This is a genomic window from Flavimobilis sp. BM9 (assembly GCF_058313055.1).
In genome coordinates this window covers 44,929-58,254 of record NZ_JBZEMO010000006.1, presented here as the reverse complement: position 1 = coordinate 58,254, position 13,326 = coordinate 44,929, and the positions used below count along the sequence as shown (strand labels likewise).

Here is a 13,326-nt window from a genome sequence, read left to right as displayed (position 1 = left end):
ATTCCGACAGACTAGACGGATCGCTGCTGGAGGGGACGGGCGGTTTAGCCCGGGTGAGCCGTCAGGGCGTAGCCGTCACGAGCCGCCGCACGTGTCGGTGCCGTCCTCCCCCGCAAACCTCTCGCGGGTCCAGCTCTCGAGCCGTTCGCTGAGCTGCGACCCGTCCTCCAGGACGTCGAGGTGCCCGCCTCCGGGGATGCGCACGAGCTCGATCGGTTGCCCTGCTGTGCACAGGCGCGCAGCGAGGTCGTCGCTGAGCTGCACGGGCACGACCGTGTCGGCATCCCCGTGGACGACGAGGAGCGGCGCGGGCCACGGGCCTGCGGGGACGTTCTCGGCGAGGCGCGCCTCGAAGGGCCCGTCGAGGGCGCCGGCGTCGACGATCGGCTGGTCCTTGCCGATCGCGAGGCCTGCGAGGATCGTCACGAGCGTGCCGCCCTGGTCGGTGCACCTGCTCGCGGCCTCACGGACGATGGTCCGGGCGGACGGCGCGGCGACGTCGTCGACCTCGAGCTCAGGGTAGTAGCGGGTGTACGCGTCGACGACGAAGGACATCGCGAGGCTCGCTCCCGGGCTGCCGGGATGGGCGAGCACACCGTCGGCGAGCGCGAGCGGGTCGCTCGCGGGCGACAGTGCGGCGGTCCCGGCGACGGCGAGGTCGGGGGCGTACGTGTCGGCGAGCTGGCCCGCCCACAGCGCGGCGTGGCCGCCCTGGGAATGACCCCAGACGACCGTGCGGTCGCCCAGGCCTGCACCGGGGACCTGGCGGGCGGCCCGGGCGGCGTCGAGCACGGCGCGGCCCTGCCCCTCGCCGATGAGGTACGGGAACGGGCCATCGGTCCCCATGCCCGGGTAGTCGGTCGCGACGACCGCCCACCCGTTGCGGACGAACGCGTCCGAGGCGGGCAGCGTCGTCGTGGCGACGGCGTCACGGCCGAGCGAGGGCGCGCACGAGCGCGCGACGCCGACCGTCCCGTGCGCCCACGTGACGAGCGGCGCCCCGGTCACCCCGTCGGGCACCGCGAGGACGGCGCTCGCGAGGACCGGGGTGCCCGACGCGTCCGTGGTGACGTAGAGCAGACGGGAAGCGGTCATCCCGGCGATGACGTCGCCGTCGTACGAGTCCCACCGCACGAGCGTGCCCGAGGTCGTGGGGAGCGTGTCGGGCGCGTCGTAGAAGGCGTCGACGACAGGTGTGCCGTCACGGAACGCGTGGCTGATGAGCGCCGTCCCGGCGGCGAGGGCGAGGACGAGGCACGCGCCGACCCAGCGCGCGGCGGTCACGGGCCTGCGCGCCCGCGCGGACGGATCTGGTGCCCGGCCCCGCACGCGGGCGGCGATGCCGCCCGCCGCGAGGGAGAGCCCGACGAGTGCGGTGCGTCCGCCGAAGAGGATCGCGACGACGACGAGCGTCGCGTCGGGCCACAGCAGTGCGAGCAGGCCGAAGACGACCTCCGCGACGCCGACGGCTGCGCGCCACCAGCGCTCGGTGCTGCGCTCGCGCACGAGACGTACGAGCGCGAGAGTGCCGGAGAGGGCGAGCGCGGCTGCGACCAGCGGCACGAGCACCGCGACGGAGCGCCCCGCCCACACGACGATGACGACTCCGAGCACGACCCAGCCTGCCGCGGTCGCCCGCGCCGTGCGACGTCCGGAGGATCCGTCGCTGCGGCGGACGGACAGCTCCGCGACGCCTGACAGCACACAGCTCAGGCCGAGGTACCACCCCAGGACGGCGAGCGCGGCGAGCGGCCGGGCGACGAGCAGCGTCCCCACGACGACGAGCGCGACTCCCCCGACGACCGCTGCCCACCAGGGAGCGCGTCCCTGGAGCGTGCGGCGCGTGATCGCCAGCGGAGGCAGGGTCATGTCGTCCTCCGGATGCTCGGCTGCTGCTTCACGTGCAGCCTAGCGACGGCCCGCGAGCGCTCGGGTCAGTCGTCGAGCATGTCGTCCGTGGCGCGGCTGCCGGGCTGCTACGGCCGAGCCTTCTGCGCTGCCTGGAGGCTGCCGAGGTGCGTGTGCCCGAACCCGTGGAGCTTGAGCCCGAACCCGAGCGCCCGGTCGACCGCGACGTGGAACGCCCAGCAGGCGGCGAGAACGACGAGCCAGCCGGGTCGCGCGTCCCCGGCGAGGAAGTAGACGGCGAGAGCGACAGCGGGGCCCGTGTAGTTGTGCACGACGTTGTAGGTGAGCGCGCCGAGGCGCGGGCTGCGCGCGTATCCGACCATCGAGAGGTCGAAGAGCAGGAACGACGCGGCGAGCCACCACGCGGGCAGGTCGAGCGCGACGAGCGCGACGACGATCATGGCGGCGATCGCGCCGTTCTCAAGGCGCTGCAGGACGACGACGTCGCGCGCGTCCGTCGGCGCGCCGTCGTCCACGGTCTCCGGTGTGCTCATGCTGGGTCTCCGTCCTCGGTGGTGGTCGGTCCAGCACCAGTCTGGTGCACCGGGCGGCGGCGTCGCGTGCGCGGTGCCGCGCCGGGCTTGCTTCTGCCATGGTGTCAGGGTGTGCAGTGAGGGCATGGATCACGACAGGTTGCTGCGGATCGGCACGTTCTCGACGTTGTCGAGGATCAGCGTGCGGATGCTGCGCCACTACCAGGAGCACGGGGTGATCGCCCCGGACTGGGTCGACCCTCTCTCGGGTCATCGGTTCTACCGACCGGAACAGCTCGCCACCGCTCAGCTGGCAGTTCAGCTGCGCGACGCGGGCTTCCCGGTCGCGACGATCGCTCAGCTCCTCGGGTCGACCGATCCTTCCAGGATCGACGCTGCGCTCAGCGCGCAGCGGGTCGTCCTCTCGCAGCAGCGTGAGGACCTCCGCGGCAAGCTCGCCGCCCTGGATCGTGTCAGCACCGCACTGAGAGGACAGACCATCATGAGCACGATCGACGTGACCGTCGCGCACCTTCCCGAGATGACGTTCGCCAGCCTCCGCAGGACGCTGCCCGGCTACGGCGACGAGGGCCTGCTCTGGCAGGACCTCGTGCCGCTCGCGGCAAGGTCAGGCGCAGAGCTCGCGCCGGACGGGATCTCGGGCGCCACGTTCCACGACCCGGAGTACCGCGAGACGGACGTCGACGTCGAGGTCTGGATGCAGGTCACAGCGCCGTTCGCACCCGTGGCGCCGCTCTCCTGCCGCCACCAGCCCGCCCAGGAGATCGTCACGGCCACGCTCGTCGGCGACTACTCGCAGATGCCTGTGGTCACCGGCGCCATCGGTGCGTATCTCGCCGAGCACCAGCTCCGGACGGGACCGATGTTCAACATCTACCGCGTGAGCCCGTCGCAGGATCCTGACCCGAGCGCGTGGGTCACGGACGTCTGCTTCCCGATCCTCGGGAGCTAGGGCGACTCCTGGGACCGTCCGGGCGGACGGTCCCAGGGGCGCAGTCCAGAGCGTCAGCCTGCGTCGACGATCTCCCCGTTGCGGGGAACCACCCCTCGGAAGGTGAGCGGCACGGCGGAGGCGCGTGCGACGTCGACCCGGTCGACTGCCTGCACGTGGAGGTGCGGCTCGGTGGAGTTTCCCGTGCTCCCGCACCTCCCGAGGACGTCGCCTGCCCGCACCTGTTGCCCCACCTGCACGCGCAGGCTGCCGTGCGCGAGGTGGCACAGCGCGACGACGACGCCCTCGCCTGCGACGAGCACGTGGTTCCCCGCGAGCGCGCGCCAGCCTCGGCGCACCCGACGTCGCTGCGTCAGGGCAAACCCGATCGACGGCAGCCCGCGGTATGCGGGGTGGTCTCGCTCGTCGCGCTCGGCTGCGACGACCTCCCCGTCGAGCGGAGCCAGCACCTCACGTCCGAACCCGGGGAATGCGTCAGGCGGCTCGGGCAGCACGGCCGACCGGAGGGTGAACGGTGCCGTGCGATCACGTGCGCCGACGGGCACGAAGTCGATCGCCCACGACGACGCGAAGAGCGTCGTGCCGTGGCTGGGCACGCGATCGGCGGGACTGTTCTGCACGAGCCACCGCCCGGTGAACGGGTAGGCGAGGTCGACGGTGCGGGACACGCTCGCCTCCTCAGTCGATGATCTGTGCCGCGCCGGCCTCGCGCAGGCGTCGAAGGTTCGCGAGCATCGTCTCGACCTGCTCGGGCGGGTGACCCTGCCAGTCGTCGATCTCCGCGACCACTCGGACGGGGTCGGTGCTGCGGTAGGAGCGAGTCGGGTTGCCGGGGAACCGCTTGTCGGTGACGTTCGGGTCGTCCTCGAACTCTCCTGTCGGTTCGACGACGTAGATCCGCCCTCTGCCCTCACCGCGCGCGAGCTCTGCTCCCCATGTCGCGGCGTCGAGGGTCGCGGTGAAGTACACGTGCCGCATCTCGAGCCCGTCCTCGAAGTTCGACGCACGGCCCGGTCCGAGCAGGTCGCCGGGCGCGAGATCTGCTCTGGTCCCGTGAAGGTAGACGCCCTCGGCGTAGAGCTCGAAGGGGACGGGTGCTCGTCGGCTCGCCATGCGTCCGACGATATCGACGATCCGGGGCCTTCCGCCCGGTTGCGTCGCCCTACTGCTGCGCCAGCTCAGCGGGGAGCTGGCACACGAGGACGTCGGAGGCGCTGCTGAGCGCCGCGACGACCTCGGGCGCGGGCTCGTCGTAGAGCGTCCGGTAGTCCCGCTCCCCCACGCTCTCGTCGACGCGGTAGACGAGGTTCTCGGTGCCGATCGAGAACTGCGCGTCGACGCCCGGCTTGTTCCCTCGCGGGTCCTGGCGGTGCCATGCGCCGTCGAGGTGCACCGACACGAGCCCGTGAAGCACGAACCCGCCGCTCGACGACCTGAGGCGCTGGTAGCCGAGAGCCGCCGGGACGCCCTGGCTGCGCAGCACGGCGGCGTACAGGACCGACTTCGCGTAGCAGAGCCCTACCCGCTCGCGCAGGACGTCGGTGGCGGAGAGCGTGACCCGCGGGTCCTGCACGTCGTACGAGTGCGCGACCTCGTCACGCACCCACTCGAACGACGCGCGCGCGAAGTCGACGTCGTCCGGGTGCGCGGCGCGCAGCTCTGTGCCGAGCCTGACCACGTCGGGGTGGTCGGACTCGACCCAGGCGTTGGCACGGAGGTAGTCGGTCGGTGTCGGAGCCTCGGTCGTCACGTCGCCATTGTGCCGAAGATCCGGTCGGCCGCACGATGTCACCATGGTCGATTTCGAGGTCGTGGTCGGCGCCGGGACGCTGCGCAGCCCGTCCGCGGCAGCCGTGCGCTTCCCGCACCGCTGGACGAGCGAGGGCGTCACGGTCGAGGCTCAGTTCACGGGTGGGCATCTCTGGGTGCTCGCCCCGGCGGGGTGCGTCCTCAACGACGTGTACCGGGAGGCCGCCGCGCTCGACGTCCCCGTCGAGGGGGTGCAGGTCAGGGCTGTCGGCCGCCTCTCCGAGGGGACGTGGCGGTCGGAAGGGATCCGTTACACGGTCGACGTCGACAGCACAGCACCCGCGTCGGCGGTCGACGCCCTGCTCGCCAGGGTCGACGTGGTCGCGGAGATCCCGAAGGCGCTGCGCGCGCCCAGCGCCGTGGAGCGCGTCCCCGCAGGACGCGCTCCCGGCGCAGGACCATCCTGAGATCAGGTGAGCTGCATGGTCGTGACGCAGGTCGGGTCCTCCAGGCTCGTCGCGGAGATCTTCGCAGACCCGCTGACGCCGTCCTGGCTCACGACGAGCTCGCCCGAGAAGTCCCGCGGAACCCAGAAGCCCATGAACCCGTTGTCGTAGGTCGTGCGCGTCTCGTCGAGGACGACGGTGCCGTCCGCGCTCGTGAGCACGACCTGAACGTCCTCGTTGGCCATCTCGCCGCGGCACGTCGTGAGGCTGTGGAAGTAGCAGTCGTGGGTGTCGTTGCGGTACGGCGCGACCGAGACGTACACCTGGGCGTCGGGCAACGGCAGGCGAGTCTCGCGGTCCTGGTCGTCGGTGAGGATCAGGACGTCCGGTCGCACCGACGCCATGAGGTCACCGGGACGGTCGGCAACGGGCATGGCATCGAGCCGGTCGATGACGGCGCGGGCGTCGAGCCCCTCGAGGCCGTGCTCGGACAGGACGCTCGTCGCGGGAGACGAGGTGGACGACGGCGCTGGCGAAGGGGTGGGCGAGGCGCAGCCTGCGAGAGCGAGCCCGGACGCGAGGAGTGCAGCAGTGGCGAGGATCCGCCGCCGAGGCGTGGCGAAGAGAGGCATGGTGAGGTCAGGCATGGTGAGCTCCAACGGTGATGGGTGTGGCGGCTCGGGCGTGCGCACCGAGCGCCGAGGTGTCGAGGGGCGACGGGGGTACGTCGAGCTTGCGGCTCGCGGGACGCGGGCGGCGAGGCACGGGCACCCCTGGCGGCGTCAGGTCCGGCTGATGCAGAGGACGTGGAGCGACGGCGGTCGCGGGAGCACGTGCGACGTCGGGCCTGTGCGCCGGGCGACACGTGCGGCCAGAGGCAGCCATCTGGTCGGAGCGCGAGGGACGACGAGAACGACGAGCGCGAGCAGCAGTCCGAGCGCGCAAGCCATCGCAACGGTCACGTGACCGGCCGCTCCGCACCCGCCGCACAGGTCGTTGAGATCGCCCGGGATGGCGCCGCTGCTGACGGCCGCGTCGAGGCTCTGCTGGGCGTGGTGCGTGATCGCGGTCGCCACCGAACCGTCTGGTGCTGCGGCCGCGGGAGGCGCGAGCGCGCTCGGGCCGTGCATCGACAGCAGCCCGGCGACGATCGCGGCTGCGAGGAGGGCGCGCAGGGCAGCGACCCGGACCAGGCGTGCCGCCTTGGTGCCTGTCGGTGCGAGTGCCGCTGCTCCCATGGGACGACCCTAGCCAGCCGAGGCCGGCACGTCCCGGGCCCGACGTCCCTGTCCCCCGCCTGCGGCGTCGCCGCCGGCTGGGAACGACAAACGAGGCCCGACCCCGCTGGGGTCGGACCTCGAATTGTGGAGCTGAGGGGACTCGAACCCCTGACCCCCTGCATGCCATGCAGGTGCGCTACCAGCTGCGCCACAGCCCCGGGACCAGCGGCTTCCTCGGGAGGACGTCGCAGTTCCGGCCCCGCCTCAGCGGGACTCCGTAATCTTAGACCGATCCTCGCTCGATCGCGAAATCGGGTCCGGCGACCCAGTGCTCGACCGGATAGTCGGGCCCGACGTTGTGCGCGGTGAGCCGCCACGCCGGTGTGGCACCGGCTCCGGAGGCGCGCAGCACGGACCAGTGGGCGTTGTGCATGCCCTGGATACCCTTCCAGCCGTCAGGGTCGATCCCGAGCAGCGCGGTGATCGCGATCGAGATCGCAGCACCGTGCGAGACGACCGCCAGCACGTCCTTCGGCCCGAGCGCCTCCCCGTGCTCGGCGACCGCAGCAGCGAACCGCTCACCCACAACTGTGCGACGCTCCGCACCGATCGTGGTCGGCTCGCTACCGCTCTTCCATCCCGCGTACTCGTCGGGCCAGCCCGTGACCATCTCGTCGGCTGTGAGACCTTCCCACGCCCCAAAGCTGCGCTCGCGCAGGCGGGCGTCGTAGGCGACCTCGAGGCCGACGGCGTCGCCCAGGTACTGCGCGGTCGCCGCGGCGCGCTGCAGGTCCGACGACACGATCGCCGTCGGCGAGAAACGCGCGAGGAGCGCCTGCGCACCGACCTCGGCCTGCCAGCGGCCGACGTCGTCGAGCGGGATGTCGACCTGCCCCTGCAGGCGCTGTGCCGCGTTGTACTCGGTGCGCCCGTGGCGCACGAGCACGAGCGTCCCGGCGGTCACTCCTGGCCGCCAGCCTCGCCGTCGGCCAGGTCAGCGTCGGCAGGCGTGCCGTGCACGTCGGCAGGCAGCTCGACGACGGGGCAGTCCTTCCAGAGGCGCTCGAGCGCGTAGTAGACGCGGTCCTCGGAGTGCTGGACGTGCACGACGACGTCACCGAAGTCGATGAGCACCCACCGGGCCTCCGACTTGCCCTCGCGGCGCAGCGCCTTGGCGCCGGCCTTGTGCATGGCCTCCTCGACGGCGTCGACGATCGCGACGACCTGACGCTCGTTGTTCGCGGACGCGATCAGGAAGACGTCGGTCAGGACGAGCTGCTCGCTGACGTCGAGGGCGATGATCTCCTCGGCCTTCAGGTCGCTGGCCGCGCGGGCGGCGACGATGGCAAGCTCGGTGGCGCGCTGGGTGGCGGGCACGGTTCTCCTCGGGTACGTGGGTGTGTACCCCCAGTATGCCTGCCGCAGCGCGGCAGACGTCAGGCGGAGCCGGGAGACGCCCCCTGCACGACCGCGACCATGGCCTGTGCGGCCTTCGCGGCCGAGTCAGAGGTCGCGGAGAGCAGCTGCCAGCACACGAACCCGAGCACGAGGCCGATGACGACGAGGATCACGTAGTGGAAAGGCGTGTAGCCGAGCCACGAGTCGTTCGTCGCAGGCTCCTCGTCGATCTCCTCGCCAGGCTGCTCTGGCGCGGCGACCGGGGAGAACGGCGACGCGTGGGCGACGGGCTGCGAACCTCCTCCGCCCAGGACGGCATCCCAGCTGGGCACGCCTGGCTCGTCAGCGGAGCCTGCGGCCGGCTGGAAGGACGCGGGTCGCGGCGCTGCGGCTGAGTACCCGACGGCCGACGGCTGTGCCGGAGCGGCTGGCTGGGCAGGGGCGGGCTGATGACCGGGCGTCCCGGCCTGGACCGGCGCGAACCGCTGACCAGGCGCGACCTGCTGCCCCGCTCCGGCTGCAGGCTGCCCGGCTGAGGTCGGAGCCCACCCCTGCTGGCCGCGTGCCTGAGCAGGCGCCTGCTGGACGGGTGCCTGCCGGGCGGGGACCTGAGCGGCGGGCGCGACAGCCCCGTACGGCGCTGGCGTCGGCGGCCCTGCGGGCCGCGCGGTCTGCGAGCTGAGACGGGACGGCTGGTTGGGCTCCGCCGGGTAGGGAGTGGTCCCGGCCGGGTAGACGCGCGGCGCCGTGTTCTGCTGCGCCTTCGCGACGGCGTCGCGCACCCCGACGCGGCTGGGCTGTCCCGACGCGGCGCGCGGGTCCGGCTCGACGACCGGGACGCCGTCCGAGCTGACGGCGACCGCAGGCGTGAGCCGTCCGGTCCCGTCGATACGCCGCACCGCACCTGTCACGGGCGGAGGCGCGACCACGGGCGCCTGCTGAGGACGTGCCTGCGCGGCAGCACGCTCGGCCTGGGTGCGCGCGGCCGCCTGCGCGGTGCGTGACGGCGGCTCGACCGGGCGCTGCGGGAGCGGCCTCTGCTGCTGGGGCTGCGGTGCGGCCACGGGAGCCTGATGCTGCTGGACGGGCGCACGCACTCCCCGCGGGGCCGGCGCCTCCGCGGCAGCGGGACGCTGCACAGGCTGACGCACGGGCGCACCCGCCGCTGGCATGACGCTCGGTCGCGCCTGACGAGCCGGGGCGGCCTGGGGCTCCTGCTGAGGGCGTCCGGCTGCGGGCCGCTGAGCGGGAGCAGCCGGTGCAGCCGGGCGCTGGGGTGCCGGAGCAGCCGCGGCCTGCGTGCCCTGCGCCGGACGCGGCGCGGCGGCAGCGGGACGCTGCGCGACGCTCTCGCGAGCGTCCTGGTCGAGGGAGTGCTCGCGCATCGCACGGCGCGAGAGCGGCGCCTGCTGCTGGCCAGGGTTCGTCGGGCCTGCGACCTGCGCCGTCTCCTGGCTCACCGCACGCTCGCGCATCTGCCGGCGCGTCAGAGGCGCCCCAGCGCGGTCGTTCTCAGAACTGGCCATCGATCGATTCCCGGTAGAGACGATGCTTGCTGATGTACTGCACGACGCCGTCCGGAACGAGATACCAGACCGGCAGCCCCGAAGCGGCGCGCTCACGGCACTCAGTCGACGAGATCGCCAGTGCAGGCACCTCGACGGCCGTGACCGACTCCGGGGCCAGACCCTCGAGCGACATGGTGTGCCCTGGACGCGTCACCGCGACGAAGTGTGCCAGATCGAAGAGCTCCGGGGCATCCTTCCACGACAGTATCTGCGCGATCGCGTCGGCCCCGGTGATGAAGAAGAGGTCCGAATGTGGACGTTCCCGGCGAAGGTCCCGCAGGGTGTCGATCGTGTAGGTCAGACCGACACGGTCGATGTCGACCCGGCTGACCGTGAACCGCGGGTTGGACGCCGTCGCGACGACAGTCATGAGGTAGCGGTGCTCCGCTGGCGTGACGACCGAGTCCTGCTTGAAGGACGGACGCCCTGTGGGGACGAACACGACCTCGTCGAGGTCGAAGCGTGCAGCCACCTCGCTCGCAGCCACGAGGTGACCGTGGTGGATCGGGTCGAACGTGCCGCCCATGACCCCGAGACGGGTGCGCCTGGGCGCGCTGCGCTCCCCCGAGGTGCTCACTCGAAAACCAGGTCGGACCGTCGCGCTACGTCAGTGGCGCTTGCCGACGCTCCGGAAGGCGAAGGTCACCAGGAGCAGAGAGATCAGCCCCACGAACGCGATGATCCCGTAGGCGCTCGGCTCGATCGGGAGCTCGGTGACGACAGCGCTCTCGGAAGCCAGCAGGGTGGCCGCGACCATGGGATCCTCCAAGGTGGTTCGGGGGTACGTCCGCAGCGGCAGTGGCCCGCGGCGGGCAAGTCACCAGTCTCTCACGGCAGGCGCTGCGCTTGAAGACGCGCCACGCTCACCGTCAGCGGGTCAGCCGCGCACCTGGCCGTCACCGTTGACGATCCACTTCGTGGTCGTCAGCTCGGCGAGGCCCATGGGGCCGCGCGCGTGCAGCTTCTGCGTCGAGATGCCGATCTCGGCGCCGAGGCCGAACTGTCCACCGTCCGTGAACCGCGTCGACGCGTTGACGTTGACGACCGCCGAGTCGAGCTCGGCGACGAACCGCTCGGAGGAGGCGAGGTCCTTCGTGACGATCGCCTCGGTGTGCCCCGAGCTCCACGTGCGGACGTGCTCGATCGCAGCGTCGAGGTCGTCGACGACCTTGACCGCGATCTCCGCGGCCAGGTACTCGGTCCCCCAGTCGACGTCGGTCGCCGGGACGACGTCGACCCCGCTGGGCGCGAGGGCGGCGGTCTGGTCGTCACCGTGCACGACGGCACCCGCCGAGGCGAGCGCGCTGAGCGCGACCGGCAGGAAGTCCTCCGCGGCGTCGCGGTGCACGAGCAGCGTCTCGACGGCGTTGCACACGCCCACGCGCTGCAGCTTCGAGTTGAGCAGGATCTGCAGGGCCATGTCGCGGTCCGCGCTCGCATCGACGAAGAGGTGGCAGTTGCCCACGCCCGTCTCGATCACGGGCACGACCGACTCACGCACGACCGTCTGGATCAGGTCCGCGCCGCCGCGCGGCACCAGCACGTCGACGAGGCCGCGGGCGCGCATGAGCGCGACGCCGCCGGGCCGGCCGAAGCGGTCGATCGACTGCACCAGGTCAGCGGGCAGCCCCTGGGTCTCGAGCGCCTCGCCGAGGACGCGCACGATCACCTCGTTCGAGCTCGCAGCAGCCGAGCCACCGCGCAGCACGACCGCGTTGCCGCTCTTGAGCGCAAGGCCCGCAGCGTCGACCGTGACGTTGGGGCGCGCCTCGTAGATCATCCCGACGACACCCATCGGCACGCGCAGCTGGCGCAGGCGCAAGCCGTTGGGGAGGGTCGAGCCGCGTACGACCTCACCGACCGGGTCGGGCAGCGACGCGAGCTCGCGCAGCGCGTCGGCGATCGCGCCGACCCGCTCAGGCGTCAGCGTGAGCCGGTCGAGCAGACCGTCGGTCATGCCGTGAGCACGTCCGCGCGCGACGTCGTCCGCGTTGGCCTCGACGATCACGCCGGCCTGCGCGACGAGCGCGTCCGCGAGAGCGTGCAGCGCAGCGTCCTTGACGCCGCGCGGCGCGTTCGCGAGGGCGCGCGACGCGACCTTCGCGCGCCGGGCGACGTCGAAGACCTGCTCGGTGACGTCGTCCGACGTCGTCGCGGCCTTCGCGGACAGGGTGGGAGACTCGACGCTCATGCGGGCGAGCCTAGTCCGCGCCCGTGTGTCCCGGCAGAGGGGGTCCACCGCGCGGACGCGGCGGGATCCCGGCGGGTCAGGCCTTGCTCGGACGGCGTCGCACGACGACGAGGTCGTCACGGTGCACGACCGTGCGGTCGTATCCCTCGCCGAACTTCTCCCGTAGCTCGGCGGTCGTCCGCCCGAGCAGCGCAGGCAGCTCGCTCGAACCGAACGACACGACGCCGCGAGCGACCACGCGCCCGTCGCCGTCGTGCAGCTCGACGACGTCCCCCGGGGCGAACTCGCCGTCCACCGCCGTGACGCCCGCAGCGAGCAGCGATGCCTTGCCGCCCTCGACCGCCCGCACCGCGCCGTCGTCGAGCGTCAGCACACCGTGCGCGCGAGCCGCGTGCGCGAGCCACATCGCACGCGCAGAGCCGCGCTTGCCGAACGGCGAGAACCACGTACCCGTGTCCTCCCCGGCGAGCGCCTCGCGGACGCGCGGTGCGGCCGTGAGGACCACGGGGATGCCCGAGCTCGTCGCCATCCGCACCGAGTCGAGCTTCGTGAGCATGCCGCCGGTTCCGACGGCCGAGCCGCGCCCCGTGACCTCGATACCTGCGAGGTCTGCTGCGGAGCGCACCTCGGCGATGCGCCGCGCCCCCGGGCGGGACGGCGGAGCGTCGTAGAGCCCGTCGACGTCGGTCAGCAGCACCATCGCGTCGGCGCGCACGAGGTGCGACACGAGCGCCGCGAGGCGGTCGTTGTCCCCGAACCGCAGCTCGTCGGTCGTGACCGCGTCGTTCTCGTTGATGATCGGGACCACCCCGAGCGCGAGCAGGCGCTCGAGCGCGCGCTGCGCGTTGCGGTAGCGCGACCGGCGGATCGTGTCCTCGGCGGTCAGGAGGATCTGGCCCACCCGGATGCCGTGGTACGCGAACGCCTCCGTGTACCGAGCGATGAGCTGTCCCTGCCCGACGGACGCAGCGGCCTGCTGCGTCGCGACGTCGCGCGGGCGCGTGGTCAGGCCGAGCGGGAGCAGCGCGGCCGCGACAGCGCCAGACGTCACGAGGACGACCTCGACACCGGCACGCCGCCGCTCCGCGATGACACCGACGAGCGCCCCGAGCGCGTCGAGCGAGAGGTGGCCGTCCGGTCGCGTGAGCGAGGACGAACCGATCTTCACGACGACGCGGCGCGCGTCAGCGATCTGGGCGCGCGTCTGCACGGCGCTCTGCTGGTCGGTGCCGTGCCGGACGTCGCTGAGCCCGCAGGCGTCGTCGTCCTGCACGTCGGGGCTGTCGTGCTCCACCTGGTCGTTCACCACGCCCACATTGTCCACCACACGCGGGCGTGGTCGGACGGCGTCCCACGACCGCGCCGTGCGGGGGAACGAGGACGGCGCCGTTGGGCTCAAC

Annotated in this window: 16 protein-coding genes and 1 tRNA gene; 2 read left to right on the top strand and 15 right to left on the bottom strand. The window is 72.4% G+C overall.

Annotation, left to right across the window (positions count from 1 at the left end; translation table 11 throughout):
- Nucleotides 1-75 precede the first annotated feature (75 nt).
- Nucleotides 76-1,869, bottom strand: a complete 1,794-nt coding sequence (locus tag AC4F3Q_RS11510) for a lipase family protein (RefSeq protein ID WP_491040081.1) — start codon at nt 1,867-1,869, stop codon at nt 76-78.
- A 107-nt stretch (nt 1,870-1,976) separates the two neighbouring features.
- Nucleotides 1,977-2,402, bottom strand: a complete 426-nt coding sequence (locus AC4F3Q_RS11505) for a DUF4260 domain-containing protein (RefSeq protein ID WP_491040080.1) — start codon at nt 2,400-2,402, stop codon at nt 1,977-1,979.
- 124 nt (nt 2,403-2,526) lie between these two features.
- Here AC4F3Q_RS11505 and AC4F3Q_RS11500 point away from each other — a divergent pair, with 124 nt between their 5' ends.
- A complete protein-coding gene (locus AC4F3Q_RS11500) occupies nt 2,527-3,354 on the top strand; it encodes a MerR family transcriptional regulator (RefSeq protein ID WP_491040079.1) in 828 nt (275 codons plus the stop codon).
- Nucleotides 3,355-3,407: 53 nt separating this feature from the next.
- Here AC4F3Q_RS11500 and AC4F3Q_RS11495 read toward each other — a convergent pair whose 3' ends face one another.
- From AC4F3Q_RS11495 to AC4F3Q_RS11485, 3 genes are read right to left on the bottom strand one after another with little or no spacing between them, the layout of a single operon-like run.
- Nucleotides 3,408-4,022 (bottom strand): M23 family metallopeptidase, encoded by a 615-nt coding sequence (locus tag AC4F3Q_RS11495; protein ID WP_491040078.1) that lies wholly within the window; start codon nt 4,020-4,022, stop codon nt 3,408-3,410.
- 10 nt (nt 4,023-4,032) lie between these two features.
- Nucleotides 4,033-4,467: an NAD(+)--rifampin ADP-ribosyltransferase gene (gene arr, locus AC4F3Q_RS11490; RefSeq protein ID WP_491040077.1), complete on the bottom strand. Its 435-nt coding sequence runs from the start codon at nt 4,465-4,467 to the stop codon at nt 4,033-4,035.
- A gap of 49 nt (nt 4,468-4,516) precedes the next feature.
- A complete protein-coding gene (locus AC4F3Q_RS11485; protein WP_491040076.1) occupies nt 4,517-5,104 on the bottom strand; it encodes a transglutaminase-like domain-containing protein in 588 nt (195 codons plus the stop codon).
- A 43-nt stretch (nt 5,105-5,147) separates the two neighbouring features.
- Here AC4F3Q_RS11485 and AC4F3Q_RS11480 point away from each other — a divergent pair, with 43 nt between their 5' ends.
- Complete coding sequence (locus AC4F3Q_RS11480; protein ID WP_491040075.1) at nt 5,148-5,570, top strand: OsmC family protein; 423 nt, start codon at nt 5,148-5,150, stop codon at nt 5,568-5,570.
- A gap of 2 nt (nt 5,571-5,572) precedes the next feature.
- Here the strand turns inward: AC4F3Q_RS11480 and AC4F3Q_RS11475 are convergent, their stop codons facing one another.
- The 10 genes from AC4F3Q_RS11475 to proB form a co-directional block, all read right to left on the bottom strand.
- The gene (locus tag AC4F3Q_RS11475; RefSeq protein WP_491040074.1) at nt 5,573-6,196 is read right to left on the bottom strand and encodes a CueP family metal-binding protein; all 624 of its coding nucleotides are present in this window, start codon (nt 6,194-6,196) and stop codon (nt 5,573-5,575) included.
- A 135-nt stretch (nt 6,197-6,331) separates the two neighbouring features.
- Nucleotides 6,332-6,787, bottom strand: coding sequence for a DUF6153 family protein (locus AC4F3Q_RS11470; RefSeq protein ID WP_491040073.1), 456 nt, complete (start codon nt 6,785-6,787; stop codon nt 6,332-6,334).
- Nucleotides 6,788-6,914: 127 nt separating this feature from the next.
- Nucleotides 6,915-6,987, bottom strand: a tRNA-Ala gene (locus AC4F3Q_RS11465).
- A gap of 65 nt (nt 6,988-7,052) precedes the next feature.
- Nucleotides 7,053-7,733: a histidine phosphatase family protein gene (locus tag AC4F3Q_RS11460; RefSeq protein ID WP_491040072.1), complete on the bottom strand. Its 681-nt coding sequence runs from the start codon at nt 7,731-7,733 to the stop codon at nt 7,053-7,055.
- Nucleotides 7,730-8,146: a ribosome silencing factor gene (gene rsfS, locus AC4F3Q_RS11455; RefSeq protein WP_491040071.1), complete on the bottom strand. Its 417-nt coding sequence runs from the start codon at nt 8,144-8,146 to the stop codon at nt 7,730-7,732. Before rsfS ends, AC4F3Q_RS11460 begins: the two co-directional genes overlap by 4 nt.
- A 59-nt stretch (nt 8,147-8,205) precedes the next feature.
- The gene (locus tag AC4F3Q_RS11450) at nt 8,206-9,693 is read right to left on the bottom strand and encodes a hypothetical protein (protein WP_491040070.1); all 1,488 of its coding nucleotides are present in this window, start codon (nt 9,691-9,693) and stop codon (nt 8,206-8,208) included.
- Nucleotides 9,680-10,312 carry a nicotinate-nucleotide adenylyltransferase gene (nadD, locus tag AC4F3Q_RS11445; protein ID WP_350308769.1) on the bottom strand — a complete coding sequence of 211 codons (633 nt, stop codon included), beginning with the start codon at nt 10,310-10,312 and terminating at the stop codon, nt 9,680-9,682. The genes AC4F3Q_RS11450 and nadD overlap by 14 nt, the downstream gene beginning before the upstream one ends.
- A 30-nt stretch (nt 10,313-10,342) precedes the next feature.
- Nucleotides 10,343-10,492 carry a hypothetical protein gene (locus AC4F3Q_RS11440; RefSeq protein ID WP_168447096.1) on the bottom strand — a complete coding sequence of 50 codons (150 nt, stop codon included), beginning with the start codon at nt 10,490-10,492 and terminating at the stop codon, nt 10,343-10,345.
- 120 nt (nt 10,493-10,612) lie between these two features.
- Entirely contained in the window at nt 10,613-11,926 is a 1,314-nt protein-coding gene (locus AC4F3Q_RS11435; protein ID WP_491040069.1) for a glutamate-5-semialdehyde dehydrogenase, read from the bottom strand.
- A 76-nt stretch (nt 11,927-12,002) separates the two neighbouring features.
- Nucleotides 12,003-13,136, bottom strand: a complete 1,134-nt coding sequence (gene proB / locus AC4F3Q_RS11430; protein ID WP_491040245.1) for a glutamate 5-kinase — start codon at nt 13,134-13,136, stop codon at nt 12,003-12,005.
- Between the last annotated feature and the right edge of the window lie 190 nt (nt 13,137-13,326).